Source organism: Amycolatopsis sp. PSD-21, from assembly GCF_055561455.1.
In genome coordinates this window covers 1060042-1077937 of the sequence record NZ_CM145712.1, presented here as the reverse complement: position 1 = coordinate 1077937, position 17896 = coordinate 1060042, and the positions used below count along the sequence as shown (strand labels likewise).

The 17896-nt window shown below is 66.1% G+C and carries 21 protein-coding genes; 18 read left to right on the top strand and 3 right to left on the bottom strand.

The genetic code is table 11. The features are described 5' to 3' along the window. Positions 1–34 precede the first annotated feature (34 nt). On the top strand, positions 35–1354 hold the full coding sequence (locus tag ACZ1DY_RS05605; protein WP_257489087.1) for an LCP family protein: 1320 nt from the start codon (positions 35–37) through the stop codon (positions 1352–1354). Positions 1355–1363: 9 nt separating this feature from the next. Beyond that, entirely contained in the window at positions 1364–2071 is a 708-nt protein-coding gene (locus tag ACZ1DY_RS05600) for a TIGR03089 family protein (protein ID WP_465483781.1), read from the top strand. Positions 2072–2115: 44 nt separating this feature from the next. Here ACZ1DY_RS05600 and ACZ1DY_RS05595 read toward each other — a convergent pair whose 3' ends face one another. Further along, positions 2116–2541 carry a DoxX family protein gene (locus tag ACZ1DY_RS05595; protein WP_465483780.1) on the bottom strand — a complete coding sequence of 142 codons (426 nt, stop codon included), beginning with the start codon at positions 2539–2541 and terminating at the stop codon, positions 2116–2118. A 134-nt stretch (positions 2542–2675) separates the two neighbouring features. On the opposite strand from ACZ1DY_RS05595, the gene ACZ1DY_RS05590 reads away from it, so the two are divergent. Then, positions 2676–3128 (top strand): hypothetical protein, encoded by a 453-nt coding sequence (locus ACZ1DY_RS05590; protein WP_465483779.1) that lies wholly within the window; start codon positions 2676–2678, stop codon positions 3126–3128. On the opposite strand, the gene ACZ1DY_RS05585 is transcribed toward ACZ1DY_RS05590, so the two are convergent. Continuing rightward, complete coding sequence (locus ACZ1DY_RS05585; protein ID WP_126735164.1) at positions 3076–3504, bottom strand: hypothetical protein; 429 nt, start codon at positions 3502–3504, stop codon at positions 3076–3078. The genes ACZ1DY_RS05590 and ACZ1DY_RS05585 overlap by 53 nt on opposite strands. A gap of 114 nt (positions 3505–3618) precedes the next feature. On the opposite strand from ACZ1DY_RS05585, the gene ACZ1DY_RS05580 reads away from it, so the two are divergent. The 14 genes from ACZ1DY_RS05580 (at position 3619) to ACZ1DY_RS05515 (ending at position 14921) form a co-directional block, all read left to right on the top strand. Further along, on the top strand, positions 3619–3870 hold the full coding sequence (locus ACZ1DY_RS05580; protein ID WP_465485829.1) for a DUF3027 domain-containing protein: 252 nt from the start codon (positions 3619–3621) through the stop codon (positions 3868–3870). A 752-nt stretch (positions 3871–4622) separates the two neighbouring features. Beyond that, complete coding sequence (locus tag ACZ1DY_RS05575) at positions 4623–5156, top strand: SLATT domain-containing protein (RefSeq protein WP_465483778.1); 534 nt, start codon at positions 4623–4625, stop codon at positions 5154–5156. A gap of 15 nt (positions 5157–5171) precedes the next feature. Continuing rightward, the gene (locus ACZ1DY_RS05570) at positions 5172–6044 is read left to right on the top strand and encodes an SMODS domain-containing nucleotidyltransferase (protein WP_465483777.1); all 873 of its coding nucleotides are present in this window, start codon (positions 5172–5174) and stop codon (positions 6042–6044) included. Positions 6045–6122: 78 nt separating this feature from the next. Further along, complete coding sequence (locus ACZ1DY_RS05565; RefSeq protein ID WP_465483776.1) at positions 6123–7361, top strand: helix-turn-helix domain-containing protein; 1239 nt, start codon at positions 6123–6125, stop codon at positions 7359–7361. A gap of 5 nt (positions 7362–7366) precedes the next feature. Continuing rightward, positions 7367–7927, top strand: a complete 561-nt coding sequence (locus tag ACZ1DY_RS05560) for a flavoprotein (RefSeq protein ID WP_465483775.1) — start codon at positions 7367–7369, stop codon at positions 7925–7927. Between the two features lie 105 nt (positions 7928–8032). Then, the gene (locus tag ACZ1DY_RS05555) at positions 8033–8329 is read left to right on the top strand and encodes a hypothetical protein (protein WP_093935085.1); all 297 of its coding nucleotides are present in this window, start codon (positions 8033–8035) and stop codon (positions 8327–8329) included. Positions 8330–8349: 20 nt separating this feature from the next. Next, positions 8350–8811, top strand: coding sequence for a hypothetical protein (locus ACZ1DY_RS05550; RefSeq protein ID WP_465483774.1), 462 nt, complete (start codon positions 8350–8352; stop codon positions 8809–8811). A gap of 307 nt (positions 8812–9118) precedes the next feature. Continuing rightward, positions 9119–9367 carry a hypothetical protein gene (locus tag ACZ1DY_RS05545; protein WP_276366786.1) on the top strand — a complete coding sequence of 83 codons (249 nt, stop codon included), beginning with the start codon at positions 9119–9121 and terminating at the stop codon, positions 9365–9367. Further along, positions 9345–9599 (top strand): AMED_5909 family protein, encoded by a 255-nt coding sequence (locus ACZ1DY_RS05540; RefSeq protein ID WP_465483773.1) that lies wholly within the window; start codon positions 9345–9347, stop codon positions 9597–9599. The genes ACZ1DY_RS05545 and ACZ1DY_RS05540 overlap by 23 nt, the downstream gene beginning before the upstream one ends. A 308-nt stretch (positions 9600–9907) precedes the next feature. Continuing rightward, positions 9908–11476 (top strand): FtsK/SpoIIIE domain-containing protein, encoded by a 1569-nt coding sequence (locus ACZ1DY_RS05535; RefSeq protein WP_465483772.1) that lies wholly within the window; start codon positions 9908–9910, stop codon positions 11474–11476. Continuing rightward, positions 11473–11859 (top strand): hypothetical protein, encoded by a 387-nt coding sequence (locus ACZ1DY_RS05530; RefSeq protein ID WP_465483771.1) that lies wholly within the window; start codon positions 11473–11475, stop codon positions 11857–11859. Before ACZ1DY_RS05535 ends, ACZ1DY_RS05530 begins: the two co-directional genes overlap by 4 nt. After that, positions 11859–13469, top strand: a complete 1611-nt coding sequence (locus tag ACZ1DY_RS05525) for a replication initiator (RefSeq protein WP_465483770.1) — start codon at positions 11859–11861, stop codon at positions 13467–13469. Before ACZ1DY_RS05530 ends, ACZ1DY_RS05525 begins: the two co-directional genes overlap by 1 nt. 10 nt (positions 13470–13479) lie before the next feature. Further along, entirely contained in the window at positions 13480–13671 is a 192-nt protein-coding gene (locus ACZ1DY_RS05520; RefSeq protein ID WP_125789909.1) for a helix-turn-helix transcriptional regulator, read from the top strand. A gap of 83 nt (positions 13672–13754) precedes the next feature. Beyond that, a complete protein-coding gene (locus tag ACZ1DY_RS05515) occupies positions 13755–14921 on the top strand; it encodes a tyrosine-type recombinase/integrase (RefSeq protein WP_465483769.1) in 1167 nt (388 codons plus the stop codon). Positions 14922–14965: 44 nt separating this feature from the next. Here the strand turns inward: ACZ1DY_RS05515 and ACZ1DY_RS05510 are convergent, their stop codons facing one another. Further along, entirely contained in the window at positions 14966–16138 is a 1173-nt protein-coding gene (locus ACZ1DY_RS05510) for an acyl-CoA dehydrogenase family protein (protein ID WP_185927251.1), read from the bottom strand. Between the two features lie 105 nt (positions 16139–16243). Between ACZ1DY_RS05510 and ACZ1DY_RS05505 the strand changes: the two genes are divergently transcribed. Further along, positions 16244–17893, top strand: coding sequence for a class I adenylate-forming enzyme family protein (locus ACZ1DY_RS05505; protein WP_465483768.1), 1650 nt, complete (start codon positions 16244–16246; stop codon positions 17891–17893). Positions 17894–17896 lie beyond the last annotated feature (3 nt).

Below are 17896 nucleotides of genomic sequence, written 5' to 3'. Positions count from 1 at the left end.
CGAACAGCTACCGCGCCAGGGGAGGTGAACAGGGATGAGCGACGAGGACAAGACCGTCAACGACCGTTCTGAGCACTTGGACGCCGAAGAACCGAAGTCCGAAGAGGACGTCGATTCGGACACCGAGAGTGACGAAAAGCTCGTCCCGACGCCGTACCCGCGGAATCCGCCACTCCCCCAGCCGTCGGCCCCCGCCGAGGACGAAGACGAGCCGGTCTCGGGTGTGCTCGACGTGCCCGAGCGCCCGCTGCGCCGCGCCGGCCGGTACACCCGGCGGATCGCGGTCGGCCTCGTGTCCCTGCTCGCCCTCGGTACGACGGGCTACGCGTACGTCACCAAGGACCAGCTGCAGAACAACGTCCCCACGACGAACGCCCTGAGCAAGCCCGACGACCCCGCCGCGCCGCCCGCCGACGACGGCGCGACCGACATCCTCCTGGTCGGCAGCGACGCGCGGACCGACGCGCAGGGCAACCCGCTGCCACTCCGCGTGCTCAAGCAGCTGCGCACCGAGGAGAAGGCGGGCGTCAACACCGACACCATCATCATCCTGCGCATCCCGAAGAACGGCGGGAAACCGTCCGGCGTCTCGATCCCGCGCGACACCTGGACCGACATCCCCGGCCGCGGCCCGAACAAGATCAATTCGGCGTACGGCTTCGCGAAGACCAACTACGCGAACGCCCATCGGGGTGAAACCGATCAGGCGAAACTCGAACGTGATTCCGACCAGGAAGGCCGCAAGGCTCTGGTCCAGACCGTTCAAGAACTGACGCAGATCCGCATCGACCACTACGCCGAGGTCAACCTGCTCGGGTTCTACCTGCTGACCGAGGCGCTGGGCGGCGTCAAGGTCTGCCTGAACCACGCGACCGAGGACAAGGACTCGGGCGCGAACTTCCGGCGCGGCGAACAGACCGTGTCGGGCGGCGAGGCGCTTTCCTTCGTCCGGCAGCGGAAGAACCTGCCGCGCGGCGACCTCGACCGCATCGTGCGGCAGCAGACGTTCCTGTCCTCGGCGCTGAACCAGGTGCTTTCGGCGGGGACGCTCACCAGCCCGTCGACGATGTCGGGCCTGATGGACGTCGTGCGCCGGTCGATCGTTCTCGACGAGGGGCTGGACCTGCTGGAGTTCGCGCAGCAGGCGAAGGGGATCGCGTCGGGCGATCTGACTTTCACGACCATCCCGGTGGTGAACATCAACGGCCGCAGCGCGGACGGCCAGAGCGTCGTCGAGATCGACCTCGCCGCCGTGCGGTCCTTCATCTCCGGTCTGGCGGGCCGGGGCGGCGGTGGCGGCGCTCCCGGCGCGGCTGGAGTGCTCGCCGCGTCGAGCGTTCCCTGCGTGAACTAACGTCGTGGTGTGAGCCTCACCGAACTGCTGCTGCGGCCCGTGCTCGGGTCGCCCGCGAAACCGCTGATCACGCACTACGACGACAAACAGGGCAGCCGGGTCGAACTGTCCGTGGCGACCACGGTGAACTGGGCGGCCAAGACGGCGAACTGGCTGGTCGACGAGTTCGACGTCGAACCGGGCGACGAGGTCGCCGTGGTGCTGCCGTCGCATTGGCAGACCGCCGGTGTCCTGCTGGGCGCGTGGTGGTGCGGCGCCAGGGTGGTGACGGAGACCGCGGGCGCGCGGGTGGCGTTCGTCGCGCCGGGCGGCACGTCCGACGCGTCCGCCACGGCCGTCGTCTCGCTGCACCCGATGGGCCTCGGGCTGCCCGCCGGTTCCGTGCCGGACGGGGCGCTGGACTACCTGACCGAAGCCCGGCTTTCGGGTGACCAGTTCAGCCCGCTGTTCCCCGTGCCCGGCGACACTCCGGCACTAGGACCGTCCACTGTGGACGAAGTGCTCGCCGAAGCCCGCTCTCGCGCTTCTTCCGCGAGCCTGTCCGCCGAAGATCGCGTTCTGTCCACTGTGGAGTGGGAGGGCGAAGAAGGGATTCTCGCGGGGTTCCTGACGCCGCTGGCGGCGGGTGCGCATCTGGTCCAGGTCACCGACGCGGATCCGGCCAAACTCGCCTCCCGGCGCGAAGCCGAGCGGACGACGGCAGATCTCCAGCCCTGACGTGAGATGAAGGGGCCTTTCGGAAGGCCCCTTCATCTCGAGGGTCAGGCGTCCTGGAGCTGCTTCGCCTCACGCTTGCGCCCGAAGAGCGCGTGGTCGAGCGACAGCTTGCCGGCGTTGAAGCCGAGCGCGAGCCCGGCGACCGCCAGGACGAGGACGAGCTCGTAACCGCCCTGGCCAGTGAGGCCGTTGTCGAGGTGCACCGAGAGCAGGGCGCCGACGGAGACCACGACGAAGCCGAGGCCCACCAGCGGCATCAGGAAACCGACGATGAACAAGATCGCGCCCACGATCTCCACCGCGATCGCGAAGATCGCCGCGAGCGTCGGCAGCGGGATTCCGGTCTGCTCGAAGAACTTCGCGGTGCCGTCGATCCCGTTTTCCCACTTCTCCAGGCCGTGTGCGAGGAAGACCACACCGACACCGATCCGGCCGAGCAGGAGGGCGACATCCTTGAAACGAGCGAACATCGGGTATCAGCTTTCTGGTCGGTGAATATTCAACTTACCCGGATCACGGTAGGGCACCGGACGCCTCCGACGGCACCTCCGGAGCGTGATCGACAGGTACCCGACAGGAAGCGGCGTACGGCAGACTCTTGTCCGTGACGGACGAACGGCTGACCGGCCTGTGGTCGGATGAAATCCTGCATCCGGGCAGCGTCGAGTACGTCGACCTGGTGTTCCGCCGCGACGGCTCCGGATGGTTCTACTGGAAGAGCTGGAGCACCGGGTTCTCGGTGTCACGCTTCACCTGGGCGACTCCGGACGCACTGGTCGTGAAGTTCCATCGCACCCTCGATGGCAGGTGGTCGGTCGACAACGGTGTCACCCGCCACGAGGTCGAATCCGACGAGGAGGACGAGTCCGTCATCGAGCTGGGGTACGAAATCGCGCCTGGCGAAGACCCGTTCGGGACCCCGGTGACCCTGCTCTCGCTGGACCGTCCGCTGATCGCGTATCTGGCGGGTTCGCAGTTCGCCTGGGTCGAGAAACCGGAGTCGCTCAGCGACCCGTCCGCCGGTGCTCCGCGGCCAGACCCGTCCAGCCGCCGCTGACGGCCAGCACCTCGAGCACCCGCTCGGCCTGCTCCGCGAACCCGGCCAGATCGGCGTGCAGCAACGCTATCCGCTCGGCGTCGAGCGGGACCTCGTCGTCGGCCCACAGTTCGATCACCGTGCTGACGGTCCACACGAGGAACTGGATGATCCGGATGAACCCCTCCGACGGCTCGTCGACGGCCTCGCGGTAACCCGTCTCGATCTCGTCGCACGCCGAGACCAGCTCACGCAGCGGCCGGACGACGTCGGCCGCCGTCCCGTCCCACGCGGCCGACGGCCACGTGCGATCCCCGAGTTCGAGCCACAACCGCCAGCCGGCGATCAGCTCGGCCTCGTCGTGCGGTGTCCACGACACCGGTGCGAACCAGAACATCTTTCGAGAGTGACACCGGCGGTCCATGATCGCCGTACTTCCGTGAAGCATCTCACCGAGGGGTAATCGATCGCCTGCCTCCCCCGGCGTCTCTAACCTGACACCGTGCCCGCCATGAATCCGCCCTGGTCGGGCGACGACGAGAAGTTCAACCGCGCCTGCCACGCGCGCTGGCGCGAGCGCCTCAACCGAGAAGCGCACGGCGAGCAATGCGGTGGATGCGTGTTCTGGGTCGCCCTGCACGGACGACTCGGCCAGGACTACGGCGCCTGCACCAACGCACACTCCATCTTCGATGGAATGGTTCGGTTCGAGCACGACGGCTGCACCGCTTTCGCGGACCGCGGCGACGGCTCATTCGGCTGATCCATCACATGAGCCGTAAGTACATGAAGGCCCCCTTCCCTCGGCTGAGCCGAGGGAAGGGGGCCTTCACGCGGGAATGAAGTCAGCCCTTGAGCAGGGCGCGTGCCATGACCATGCGCTGGATCTGGTTGGTGCCTTCGTAGATCTGGGTGATCTCTCGGCCGGTTTCGGCCCATCTGGCGATCATGCTTGAGAACGGCCTCTGAGCTGCTGAAACGTCTCTCGACAGTTCTCGGTGGATCTTGGCCCTACCCGACGTCTGACGGCCTGTAGACGGCCTGGCGAACCCTGCCCACACCTCTCCCTTCATCCCGATACGAAGCCAGCACGCGGCCGGTGGCATCGGGTCAAGGCACGCTTTCCAGCCTTGACGCGGTGTTACCGGCCGTTGTCACGATCAGGCATCGGGGTGAAGGGGGACCCCCGACTCGGCGTAACAGGTGGCGATACATCGACGACCGGTATGTCACGACGTTCGTTGAGGAGGGCCAACGTTGGCTATGGGGACTTGTGCGCTGCCGCTGGGTGGCGCTGCGCAAGGTGACCCGCTGGCGGCCGCGTCGCCCGGCCGGTGGGCGGAGCGGAGCGGCAGCCCGCCGTGTCGGGAACCGGCGCGGCCGCCCAGGCGAGGGGCTACCTACGCGCCCGGCGCGCCGCCCGGCGGCGGCGCGCCCTTGATCCCATAGAGCCAATTTCGGCAACCGCTAGAGCCGAGTCTCCGACACCTGCATCGATCGAACCAGGGGGTCACCTTGGAGCCTGAACTGTCGCTGATTTCGCGTAAACGTAACGCGATTGACGAGGAGCTATCCCGCCTCGAAGAAAGTGCCAAGTACAGTGCACAGGGACAGTTTGAGCAAGCCAAACGATGGCGAGCCGTTAACCTAATTTTGGGCCTTCCCGCTAGCGTGCTAGCTGCATTAGCAGGTGCAGCCGCACTAGCCGACACAACAGGCAGAATCGTGGCAGGAATCCTTGCCTTAGTTGCTTCAGGCTTTGGCGCAGTGCTTACAACCGTAAACGCGTCACATAAGATGAATCAGGCATCCGCCGCAGCCAATGCGTATCTTGAGATTCAAACGGCAAGCAGGCAGTTACGTGAAATTGACTTACCAGAACTAGACATCGAAGAAGCTAGAGCACAACTGGCGGAGCTAACAGCACGACGCGATGAACAGAACAAAACAGCAGAGCCGATCAGTCGCGGTGCATACAAGAAGGCCGGAAAGAACATCTCCTCAGGCGGACAAACTTACAATGTCGACGAACAGAAGAATGGCTCATGAATCGAGGTAGTCAACATGGCTCGCACAGTGAATCAAGGATTTATCGACTTTCTTGAGAGACTTACCCCACTGGAGTCGCAAAGGATTGCTTCCGCGCGGCACCGCCAAAGAGTAGAGACGTCGCTACAAAATTCGTTGGATATCAAGGTCTTTCGAGAGACTGGCTCATTTCAGCACGGAACAGGCGTACGACACCACTGTGACGTGGACCTCCTAGCAAGCATACGGAACCCACAGCCTGGCTCATCCGACACCGCTCTCGGCTGGGTCAAAAATGCGCTGAGCTCAAGCTTTCCGAGTACGACTGTTCGAATCAGTCGACCGGCCGTAGTGGTTGAATTTGCCGGAGGTGACGAGACCTGGGAAGTGATTCCAGCGTTTATAACGCCTAAGGGCGATGCAGGCGTTTACATCTACGAGATACCAGGAGCTTCGAGCGGCTGGATGGAATCCGCCCCTCTTGAGCATTTGGCGTACGTGAACGAGATAAATCGCCAAAGCAACATAGCAGGAGGCGCCAAGAAGTTGGCGCGCCTAGCGAAGGCATGGAAGTACTATCGCGATGTACCCATCTCTTCATTTTACCTGGAGATGCGAGCCGCGAAGTACATGAGCAGCCAGGCTTCCTACAGTCACATATACGACACGGCCGGCTTCTTTGAATATTTGGAAAACATCGACTTAGCATCGATGAACGATCCTAAAGGTGCAGGCAGCAGATTCTACCCTTGCTCATCAACAGCAAAAGAAGAAGAAGCACGCTCGAAGACAAGGACGGCATCCACGCGAGCAGGTAACGCACTGTCAGCCTACATTAGAGGAAATACCTCAGAAGCTTTCGATTGGCTGGATAAACTATTCGGAGGAAGATTTCCGTCACAGTACTAAATATGAGAAGACTTCCATTGTCCATCGCCGGAGGCAGCAACGCGCGCTAGGTACGCGTGGTCACTGTAGCCTGAGTACATGCGTGGTGCGGGTGATCAGCTCAGCATTGGGGAGCGTATTGCCTTCTACCGGCGGCGGCGTGGTCTGTCGCAGGCGGTTCTTGCGGATCTGGTGGGCCGGACTGAGGACTGGCTGAGCAAGATCGAGCGCGGCGAACGCGAGATCCGGCGCCTCGACGTACTGGCCGACGTAGCGCGGGGCCTGCGGGTGACGCTGGGAGACCTCCTCGGCGAACCCGTCCTCATGGAAGACGAGGACAAGAACGACGACGTCCCGGCCATCCGAGACGCGCTCATGGCTCCCCGACGGCTATCCCGCACCCTGTTCTCCTCGGCCATGTCGCCGGAGTACATCGACCCGGCCCCCGTGGCGCAACTGGTGGAAGGTGCCTGGTCCAGCTATCAGAAGGGCGACCTCGGCCGTGTCGTCGCCGCCCTGCCGGGCTTGATCAAGACCAGCCAGGGCATGGAGTCCGCTTCGGCCGATGACGCGGCCTACCGGCGGGCCTGCGCGGCGGTGTCGGCCCGCGTCCACCATCTGGCCGCGACGACGCTGAGCAAGATCGGTGAAGCTGACCTCGCGTGGATCGCGGCAGAGCGCGCCATGCAGGCCGCCGACGAGGCAGACGACCCGCTGGTGCTGGCCTCCGCTGCCCGTTCCGGTACTCACGCGCTGCTGGCTGTCGGCCGGTTCGACGATGCGCTTGAGCTGGGCGACGTGGCCGCGAAGTGGCTGGTCCCGAGGATGCGCGATGGTGATCCGGCCGCGCTGAGCCTCTACGGGATGCTCTACCTCCGGACGGCCGTCGCCGCTGCCCGGCAACAGGACCGGTCGACGGCCAACGAGCTGCTGTCTCACGCAGGCCGCGCGGCTGATCAGCTCGGCACGGACGCGAACCACTGGCAGACCGGATTCGGCCCGGCCAACGTTGAACTGCACCGCCTATCGGCGGCCCTGGATCTGGGCGACATTTCACAGGTGATCGAGTCGGCCCCGAGGATCAGCGTCGACCACCTGCCCGTGGAACGGCAGGTCACGCACCTGATCGACTTCGCGCGGGCGTTGAGCCTGGTCGCGAAGGATGACGAGGCGTTGTCGGCGCTGTTGACGGCTGAGCAGAAAGCGCCGGGGATCGTCCGGCACAGTACGGCGGTCCGGGAGGTCGTGCGGTCGATGTATCGCCGTGCCCCGGCGACGGCTGGTAAGAAGTCCTCGCCCTTGTTGGCGTTGGCTGAGCGCTGCGGCGCGGTGAGGTAGGTCGGGTGGCGTCGCGTGTTCTGGGCCTGGTGGGCTCGGGTGCTGGTGGTGTTGAGGAACTTCTTCCGCGCGTGATCCGGCCTCTCCAGGAGGACGGCTGGACGGTCGCGGTGACCTTGACCCCGACGGCGGGGCGCTGGCTGGACGAGAACGGCGGCCGCGCTGAGATCGAGGAGGCCACCGGGTTCGCGGTCCGGGTCGAGCCGCGCTCGCCGGCCGAAACAAGCCCGCATCCGGCCCCGGACTGCTACCTGGTCGCGCCCGCCTCGGCGAACATGGTCGCCAAGCTCGCGATGGGCATCGCCGACAATCAAGCCCTCACGCAGGTCAACGAGGCCATCGGCACACACAACCTGCCGGTCGTCGTCTTCCCGCGCGTGAACGCCGCGCACGCTCGTCACCCGTCCTGGGAAACCCACATCGACGCGCTGCGGCGTGCTGGCGTGCGTCTCGTGTACGGGGACGACGTGTGGCCGCTGCATGAACCGCGGAGCGCTCCGGGCCGTGAGCTGCCCTGGTCAGCGGTGCTTTCCGCGGTGAACGAGGCCGTTCCTCTCCCCCGCTAGTCCCTACCCGGACAGTTTGTCCGGGGTGAGGCTCCTCACTGGGTGTCTCCTGTGTCCAGCGCGCCCGACCGGGCTCGCCGAGACCGAGACACCGGGAGAGCACACATGGGCATTCACGTGGTGATTCAGCCCCTCGTCGGCTACGGCGCGGCGGTGGTCTCACCATCTCCTGGCGTTCGTCAGCTCGTCGCCGGAAGCGAAGAAACCTCCTTCATCGTCCAGGTGCCCGCCCGTATCGGCGGCCTGATGGACACCGCACGGTTCGCGCAGAGTCTCGCGGCCGCTGCCAGCGAGTTCAGCGAGTGGTGCGAAACCCAGCACCGAACGCGCTCGCATTCCTCTTCCTTCACCGATCACTGGTCCGACGCTGCCGACGAAACCGTCACGCGCAAGAACGACTGATCACACACCTAGGAGCAACAATGGCTATCTACAAGGGTTTCCGGTTCCCCATCGAGTTCGACGAGGCGTTCGGCCAGGGCTTGGTCATGGTCGGTGAGGTGTCGCCGGACAACGAGTACCAGTCGCGAGAGGACAGGTCGGCGGGTCGTCCGGCTCGTCAGCGGGTCGACGAGGTGACGGGCAAGCGCCAGTGGAAGGTCACGGTGACCGACCCGGACGAGGTCAAGGCGAAGCGCGCGTCGTTCGAGATCACGTTGCTGGCCGACGTGCAGCCGGTGCCGACCACGTCGGAGGTGCTGCCGGGTATGCGGCCGATCGAGCTGGAGGGCCTGACGGCTGAGCCGAAGGTGGCTGGTCAGGGCGAGTTCAAGTACCAGTCCTACATGTTCCGCGCGACCGGCTTCAAGGCTGCCGCTTCGGGTGGGGCGTCGAAGTCGTCGCGGACCTCGGGCGCTGCTGAGTCGACGCCCAAGGCTGCGTGATGCCGGGCGGGATAGCCGTCGGGGAGCCGCCGTGTGGCCGTGGTTCCCCCGCACCTGGTCCAGGCGTGGGAGATGGCCTATCGCCACTACAGTGCACTGACGGCCAGGACGGCATCCGGCGCTGATGCTTTGGCGGCTCATGACCTGGCCGTCGCCTCGGTCGCGGTGGCGTCGTCCTGGCGAGACCTGGCCGCTCATGTCCAGTTGCCGTGGTGGGTTCTCGCGGCCGTGACGGCTGCGGCGGAAGGTTTCGAAGAGAACGCGCGGTCGTGGGAGATGCGCGCTTACAGCGAGGAAGGGCAAGGCCGTGGCGTTCAACGCGATGTGGAAGCCGGGGCCGCAGGCGGTCGCGGGAATGCAGGGCAATGGTTCGGCGAACCCGGCTCTGGTGATCTATCTGGATCCGGACAGCCTGGCGATCCTGCCGCCGTCCGACCCGGCCGCGTGGCCGGAATTCATCCGGCTCCTTCGCCAAATCCGCGACAGCGCGGACGAACTGGCCGTGTTCCTCGACAAGCACAAGGCGGTGCGCAATGACGACGCTCGGCCGGAATGAGCCGCAGACCCTCCAGGAGGCGCACGCGCTCGTCTCGGCTCGCAGGCCGAAGCGGGAGGCGAATCTGGAGACGTGGCTGAAGTTCCATCAGGCCAACGCCCGCGCGTATCAGGCGGCGTCCGATGTGGACCGCTGGCACCACCACGAACTCAAGTACTGGGTGGGCTACGAGGAGCGGAAGGCCAGGGAGGTGGCCGCGCAGATCCAGAAGGAGAAGTCGCAAGCCAGCTGAAAACTGAATGACAGAGCGAAAAACGCACGTGAGGACGTGCGACGTACAAACACGTCCTCAATCGCTTTTCTTGTCCTGTAAGGCGCAGAAGCGGAATCCGGCTACCAACCTTGCCGCTCCTGCGCTGTCCACAACCTCTGGAAGTGAACAATGACAACGCTAAACGATGGCAACAAGCGGGCGCTAGACGGGGTCACCCGAACGCGCTGCACGGTCTGTAAGCGGTTCGCGAAGCTGCTGCCCGGCGAGACGGAATGCTCTCCCTGTCAGGGAATGCTGCCGCTGGACCTGACCGGCGGTGGTCGTCGATGAACACGAACGGGATCAGTGTCCTTCTCATCGGCGGCGGAGTGCTCGGCGTGGCAGTGTGGCTGCTGCACAAGATCGGTCGCGCGCTCGCCACGATCCTGGAAGTCCTGGCGGCGGCCGCGCTGGTCTTCATCTCCCTGTGGTGGCTGCTCAAATCGTTGCTGTGGCTGGCAAAGCAAGTCGTCACGCGCTGGCGGACCAGTCTCACAGTGGTGGCGATCATGGCGTGGTCGCAGTACCTCGGGTGGCTGTCCCTGGCGATCGTGACGGGCTCGGTCGTCGCCGTGCTGGCGTCGTGGCGGCTGCTCGACGTGGTGTCCTATGACCACCACTGCGGCCGGTTCCTCCGGTCCTGGTGGATGCGCTGGGCGGTCTACGCGCGCAAGCTCCCGGCCTGGCTGCACGCCTGCGGGCTGAGCATCCGGGACGAGACGCTGCCCGTGGAAGTGACGGTGAATCTGGTCGGCCGTCGACGTTTGCTGTCCCGTAAGGCCGCGTCGGCATCACGGGCCGTGCAGGTGCCGAAGGTGCTCAAGGTTCGGTCGGGGTCGTCGTGGGATGAGGTTCGGGTGCAGCTCGTTCCGGGGCAGAAGCCCGAAGACTTCGATGAGGCCGCGCGGGCGCTGGCGGTGGCGCGCAAGGTCAAGCGGTGTCAGGTACGGGAACTGGAGCCCAACGTGGTCTCCATCGACTTCCAGCGCCGTGACCTACTCAAATCCGCGGTGACCTCCCTGTCGGTTCCTGACCTGGTGTCCCCCGACGGGCTCGGCGTGGATCTGCGGCATGTGTGGTCCGGGACCACGGAGTACGGCTCGGACTGGCGGGTTCCGCTGGTCGGCTCGGGCGCGCACTGCCTGACCGCTGGCGCGACCGGATCGGGCAAGAACTCGGTCATGTGGTGCCCGCTGGTGTCGGCCGCACCCGCGATCCGGTCCGGCGTGGTCCGGGTGTCCGGCATCGACCCCAAGGGGATGGAACTCGCCTACGGACGCGGGATCTTCGCCCGGTACGCGGTGACCGGCAAGCAGGCGCTCGAACTCCTCGACGGCCTCCTTGAGGAGATGGAAGCCCGCAAACACGAGTTCGCCGGACGCGTGCGCATGATCCCGATCAGCGTCGAGCATCCGCTAGAGGTTCTGGAGTTCGACGAGATCGGCGCGCTGACCAAGTACACCGACCGCAAGACCCGAGACGCGATCGTAGAAAAGGTCGCACTCCTCACCACGCAGGGCCGGGCCTTGGGGATCACGGTGCGCGGCTACGTCCAGGAACCCACCAAGGACACCGTCCCGGTTCGCGAGCTGTTCCCCCGCCGTGTCTGTCTGCGGGTGACCTCCAAGACCCACGTCGGGATGGTCCTCGGTGACGGCGCTTACGAACGCGGCGCATGGGCGAACCGGATCGGCGATTCCGAAGCCGGGGTCGGCTACGTCTGGGGCGAAGGTGTCCGCGAACCCCTGCGCGTCCGGGCTGGCTGGGTCGCCGACGAGGAGATCAAGGCCCTGGAGACCTACGTGACCAACTGTGGCGCTCACGTAGTTGGACTCTCCGAGGGGAGGGCAGCGTGAACCGGCTGATGGTCTTCCTCGACGCGATCCGCGACCACCTCGACTCGTTCGCGCTGCCTCCGGCCGCGTCCGTGCGGGTTGGGGTGGGTCCTGATCCGATCACGGTGCAACTCGACTCCGACCGCCTGGAGGACGTTGCCCGTGGCCTGCTCACCTGGGCTGCCTCCCTCGACGACGTGACGGCATCCCTGTGGCGTCCTGCGGGCGGCGGGTCGGTGCACCTGGAACTCAGCGGCCGAACTCCCTGCGGCATCCCAGTGGTCGTCTACGGTGGCGTCTGGTTCGACGACGCCACGTTCCCGGACCTGCCTGTGAGGATGCGGCAGGAGATGACGGTGTTCGTGCTGCGGCAGTGGAACCGCCCTGGGGAGGTGGCCGCCTGATGAGCACCCAGGAATCCGCGGTGACCATGCCGGCCAAAACTCGGGCCGCCCGGATGCGTGAGCCCCTGGCGTCGGACGTGGTCAAGGCGACCGCTGAGAAGCATGGGGTCTGTGTCCGGCCGTTCACGATGGAGGTCGGCGACACCGACACCGGAGAGCTTCGCTACGTCCCCGTCCCCTGCGGCTCGACGGTCGAATCGGTGTGCCTGCCGTGTGCCCGGAAGGCGAAGGCGCTGCGGCAGGTCCAGTGCCGCGAGGGCTGGCACATCGACACCGAACCGGACTTCACCCCGGAACCACCGACCGAGACCCAAACAGAGCTGCTGGCGTTCCGGGCTGACCTCGTCGCCGCCTACCGCGAAGTGAGCGACCAGGCCGAGGCGGAGGAACTGCGGGAGGAGATCCAGGGAGTCGACGAGGAACTTCGGCAACTCGGGATGCGGGGCCGTCTCCCCTCGATCGACCTGCCCACGAAGAAGGCGGTGAAGCGGTCGACGAAGCGGCGGCAGGACGCGCCGAACCTGCCTCGACGCAAGGTCGCCAAGACCACCGTCGGCCGGGAATACGCGGGACGGTTCCGGCCGTCGATGTTCGTCACGCTCACCTGCGACACCTACGGCCCCGTCCACTCCGACGGCGCACCGGTCAACCCGGCGACCTATGACTACCGGCGGGCGGCTCGGGACGCAGTGCACTTCTCCGCGCTCGTTGACCGGTGGTGGCAGAACCTCCGGCGGGTCGTGGGCTGGGACGCGCAGTACTTCGCCACCGTCGAACCCCAACGGCGGGCAGCTCCGCACCTGCACGCGGCGATACGGGGATCGGTCCCGCACGACGTCATCCGCCAAGTCACCGAAGCGACCTATCACCAGGTCTGGTGGCCTGCGCACGACGAAGTGGTCTACGTCGACCGGATGCCGCTGTGGGACGGCGACCGCCGGGTGTTCGTCGACCCGGACACGCGAGAGCCGCTGACCGAGTGGGACGACGCAGTCGAGGCCGTAGAAGACCCGGCGCACGTGGTCACCTTCGGCCGCCAGGTCCACTCCAAGGGCATCCTCGGCGGGACGGAAGAAGCCGGGCGGCACATCGGCTACCTGACCAAGTACCTCACCAAGTCCACTGGAGAAGTCGTCGAAGCCGACACCGCGCGGCAGAAGGATCACCACGACCGATTGCACGCGGAACTGTCCGTGACGCCCTGCTCGCCTCGCTGCGCGGTATGGCTGCTCTACGGCATCAACCCCAAGGGTGCCAACGGAAAGACCACACCAGGCCACTGCAAAGGAAGGGCTCATCGGCGGACCACGCTCGGGCTTCCCGGCCGTCGGGTGCTGGTGTCGCGCAAGTGGTCCGGGAAGACGCTCGTCGACCACAAAGCCGACCGGAAAGCCTTCGTCTTGGAAGCGCTGGCGGCGGTCGGGATCGAGAAACCAGCACCCGATCCGGCTCGGCTGGTCTGGCGAAAGGTCGACTCCGGCGACCCGTCCGTGCCACCTCGGGACCACCTGGTGATGCACGCCATCTCCGAACGCATCACCTGGAAAGCCGAATACGACAGAGCGCTATTAGCCGCACAGGATCTTTCGGCAACTCCACTAGCAGCTTGAGGAGGACGAGATGGACAACGTGAGCAATGTGGACCGGCTGTGGTCGGTCGAAGACGTCTCGGCCTACCTCGGGGTACCGGTCAAGACTCTCTACCAGTGGAAATGGCTCGGTGAGGGACCGCCGGTACGGAAGATCGGCCGTCACCTCCGATACGACCCGACCAAGGTCCGCGCCTGGAGCACAGACGAGGCGGCGGCCTGATGGGACACATTCAAGATCGCTGGTATCGCCCCGCCCGTGACGAGGAGACCGGAAAGGTCATCCTCAACGGGCGGGGCAAGCCCGTGCTCGAAAAGACCGAGCTGTACGGCATCGGCATGCGGTACAAGGTCCGCTACCTCGATCCCGACAACGAAGAGCGCTCGAAGTCGTTTCCGGACAAGCAAAAGAAGCGCGCAGAGAACTTCCTAATCGGCGTGGAGGCCGACAAGCGCGAAGACAAGTACATCGATCCGCGGGCGTCATCGAAGGTCTTCCGTAAGCAGGGCGAGAACTGGCTCAAGGCCACCTCACCTGACCCGGCCACCCGCGAGATTCTGCGTAGCCGCCTGGAAAGCCAGATCTACCCGACCTTCGGGCACCTGAAGTTCAGCCAGATCAAGCCGTCCACCATCCGTGACTGGGTGGGCGACATGGACGAACGGGGCCTGTCGTCGAACTATCAGGTTGTCCTGTTCACCATCGTGGCCGGCGTGCTGGACTCGGCGGTGGATGACAGGCTGATTCGAGAGAACCCCTGTCATGCCAAGACGGTTCGCCGACCTGTCGGGGAAAGCCCGCCGGTGGTCGTGTGGCCGGAAGAGCGGGTACACAAGGTGCGGAAAGGGCTCGCCGAGCGGTTCCGAATCGCCGTCCCGCTGGGCTCCGGGCTGGGCCTGCGGCAAGGGGAAATCCTCGGGTACTCCCCGGACGACATCGACCGGGACGCGATGGTCGTGCATGTTCAGCGGCAGATCAAGACCGTCAAGGGCGTGATGATGTTCGCCCCGCCGAAGGGTGGCAAAACGCGAACTGTGCCGCTCTCCCCCGCCATGCTCGCCGAGATCGACGACCACGAGGACCGGTTCCCATCCGTCGCGGTCACGCTTCCCTGGCGGAAGCCAGACGGCGAACCTGTGACGGTCCGGCTCCTGATGACAGGAGATGAGGGGCGGCTCTACACAGGAGACCTGTTCACCAAGGTGGTCTGGCAGGGCGCGTTCAGGGCGGCTGAGATCGCCTACCGTGGCCGGGCGGACGGCATGCACGCGCTTCGGCACTTCTTCGCCTCGACGCTGCTGTCTCGCGCCGTGTCGATCAAGGAACTCGCCGAGTACCTCGGCCACTCCGATGCCGGGTTCACCCTGCGGACGTACACGCACCTTGTCCCGTCGAGCCACGAGCGGGCTCGGCAGGCCATCGATGCGGTGTTCGGGCGGCCTGGTGCCCATGACGGCCTGGAGGCGGCCTGATCATGAGCAGCCAGCGCCGCCCGAACTACCGGATCAAGATCAAATCAGCCCTTGAGCAGGGCGCGCGCCATGACCATGCGCTGGATCTGGTTGGTGCCTTCGTAGATCTGGGTGATCTTCGCGTCGCGCATCATGCGCTCCACCGGGAAGTCGCGCGTGTAGCCCGCGCCACCGAAGAGCTGCACGGCGTCCGTCGTCACCGACATCGCGATGTCCGACGCGTACGCCTTCGCGGCCGCGGCCATGTAGCCGCCGCGCTTGTCGCCACGCTCGGTCGCCGCGGCGGAGGCGTAGACGAGGTTCCGGGCGGCCTCGATCTTGATGCCCATGTCGGCCAGCATGAACTGGACGCCCTGGAACTCCGAGATCGACTTGCCGAACTGCTTGCGCTCCTTGACGTACGCGATCGACGCGTCGAGCGCGCCCTGCGCGATGCCCAGCGCCTGCGCGCCGATGGTCGGGCGGGTGTGGTCGAGGGTGCGCAGCGCGGTCTTCAGTCCGGTGCCGGGCTCGCCGATGATGCGGTCGGCCGGGATGGTGCAGTTCTCGAAGTGGATCTCGCGGGTCGGCGAGCCCTTGATGCCGAGCTTCCGCTCCTTCGAGCCGACGGTGAAGCCGGGGTCGTCCTTGTGCACGACGAACGCGGAGATGCCGTTGGCCTTCTTCTCGGCGTTGGGGTCGGTCACCGCCATCACGGTGTACCAGGACGATTCACCCGCGTTGGTGATCCAGCACTTGGTGCCGTTGAGCACCCAGTGGTCGCCGTCGAGCTTCGCGCGGGTGCGCATCGAGGCGGTGTCCGAGCCGGCTTCGCGCTCCGAGAGCGCATACGACGCCGAGGCTTCGCCCGAGGCGATCGACGGCAGCACCAGCTTCTTGAGGTCTTCCGACGCCGAAAGAATGATCGGCACCGTGCCCAGCTTGTTCACCGCCGGGATCAACGACGCCGACGCGTCGACCCGCGCGACCTCCTCGATCACGATGCAGGCGGCGATGGCGTCCGCGCCCTGGCCGTCGTAGGCCTCGTCGATGTGGACGGCGTTGAAACCCGACTTGACCAGCGCGTTGTACGCCTCGATCGGGTAACGCTCGTCCTCGTCGACCTCGGCCGCGTAGGGCTCGATCTCCTTCTCCGCGAGGGCACGCACCGCGGCCCGCAGCTCCTCGTGCTCTTCGGCAAGCTGGTACAGACCCGGGCCGTCAGACACCTTCGTCACCTCTTCTAACCGCGTTTGGGAGTTTGACCGATGTTAGCGCTCGTTCACATTGTGCGACATCGCGAGCGCTTGTGTCTTTGACCGCAAAGTCCGTACGTTCGAGTGATGGAGCTCACCCCGTTCCCCCGGTCGCTCGATTATCCCGAGGTCCCGGTCGGCTCGGTGCTGGCAGGCGCCGCTGCTCGCTGGGGCGCCCGCACGGCCTTCGCCCACGGAGACCAGAGCCTCACCTTCGCCCAGACGTACAGCGCGGCCTGCCGCTTCGCGAACGCCCTGCGTGCCGAGGGCATCGGCAGCGGCGACGTCGTCGCACTCCACTTGCCGAACTGCCTGGCGTACCCGGTCGCGTATTACGGGACGCTGCTCGCCGGGGCCACCTTCAGCCCGGCGAATCCGCTGCTCCCGCCCGACGACCTCGCCTTCCAGCTCGCCGCCGCCGGGGCGGTCGCCGCCGTCACCGTCGGCCCCGTCGCCCGCGTGCTCGCTTCGGTCCGTGACCGGACGTCGGTCCGGCTGAGCATCGTCGTTCACCCGCCCGAGGCCTTGGCGCCGGGAGAGGTCGAGTTCACCGAGTTCTACTCCGCTCACTCGGACGAGCGGCCGGACGTCGAGATCGACATCTACCGCGATCTCGCCCATCTGGCGTACACCGGCGGCACCACCGGACGCTCGAAGGGCGTGTGCCTGCCGCACCGGAACGTCGTGGTCAACAGCCTCCAGAGCTCCTGCTGGCGGCTGGGCGCGGTCCCCGCTGTCGACGCGTCAGGCGAGGTGATCGTCGAGCAGCTCGGCGGCCCGGAGGAATGGCCGTCCCGGATCGGCACCGGCGTCGCCCTCAACCTGACCCCGTGGTTCCACGCCATGGGCACCATCGCCGCGCTCAACGTCCCGTTGCTCGACGGCGGCACCGTCGTCCTGCACGACCGCTTCGACCCGGCCGCGTACGTGGCCGACGCCGAACTGCTGCGGGTCACCACGATCGGCGGGGCGCCGGCGTTGTTCGCCGCCTTGCTCGCCTGCCCCGAGTTTCACACAGCCGACCTGTCTTCGGTACTGACCATCGGTTCCGGCGCGGCGCCGATGAACCACGAGATGATCCGCGCCCTGCAGAAACGCTTCCCCGGCGTGATCATCACCGAGGGATACGGCCTCACCGAGGTCACCATGGGCGCCGTCATCGCGCCGTCGTATCGCTCCGCCACCCGGAAGGTGGGCTCGGTCGGGCTTCCGCTGCCCGACACCGAGATCAAGATCGTCCCGGCCGAAGGCGGCGAAGATCCGTTGCCCGCCGGGGAAAGCGGGGAGGTCTGCCTGCGCGGCCCGCAGGTGATGACCGGCTATCGCAACCGCCCCGAGGAGAACGCGGCCGCGCTCGTCGACGGCTGGCTGCACACCGGCGACATCGGCATCCTCGACGAGGACGGCTACTTGTCCATTGTGGACCGCAAGAAGGACATGCTGCTGTACAAGGGATACAACGTTTTCCCGCGCGAGCTCGAAGAGCTGCTGATCACCCTGCCCGGCGTCTCCGCGGCGGCCGTCGTCGGCAAACCGGACACCGAGGTCGGTGAGCTGCCGGTCGCGTTCGTGGTGCGCAGCGACGAGAACGTCACCGCCGAGCAACTCCTGGAGGCCGTCGGCGCCCGCGTCCTGCCGTACAAACGGCTGCGGGCGATCCATTTCGTCGACCAGATCCCGGTCTCGGCGGCCGGGAAGGTACTGAAACGGGAGCTGCGGAAGCAACTCGCCGACTGACGC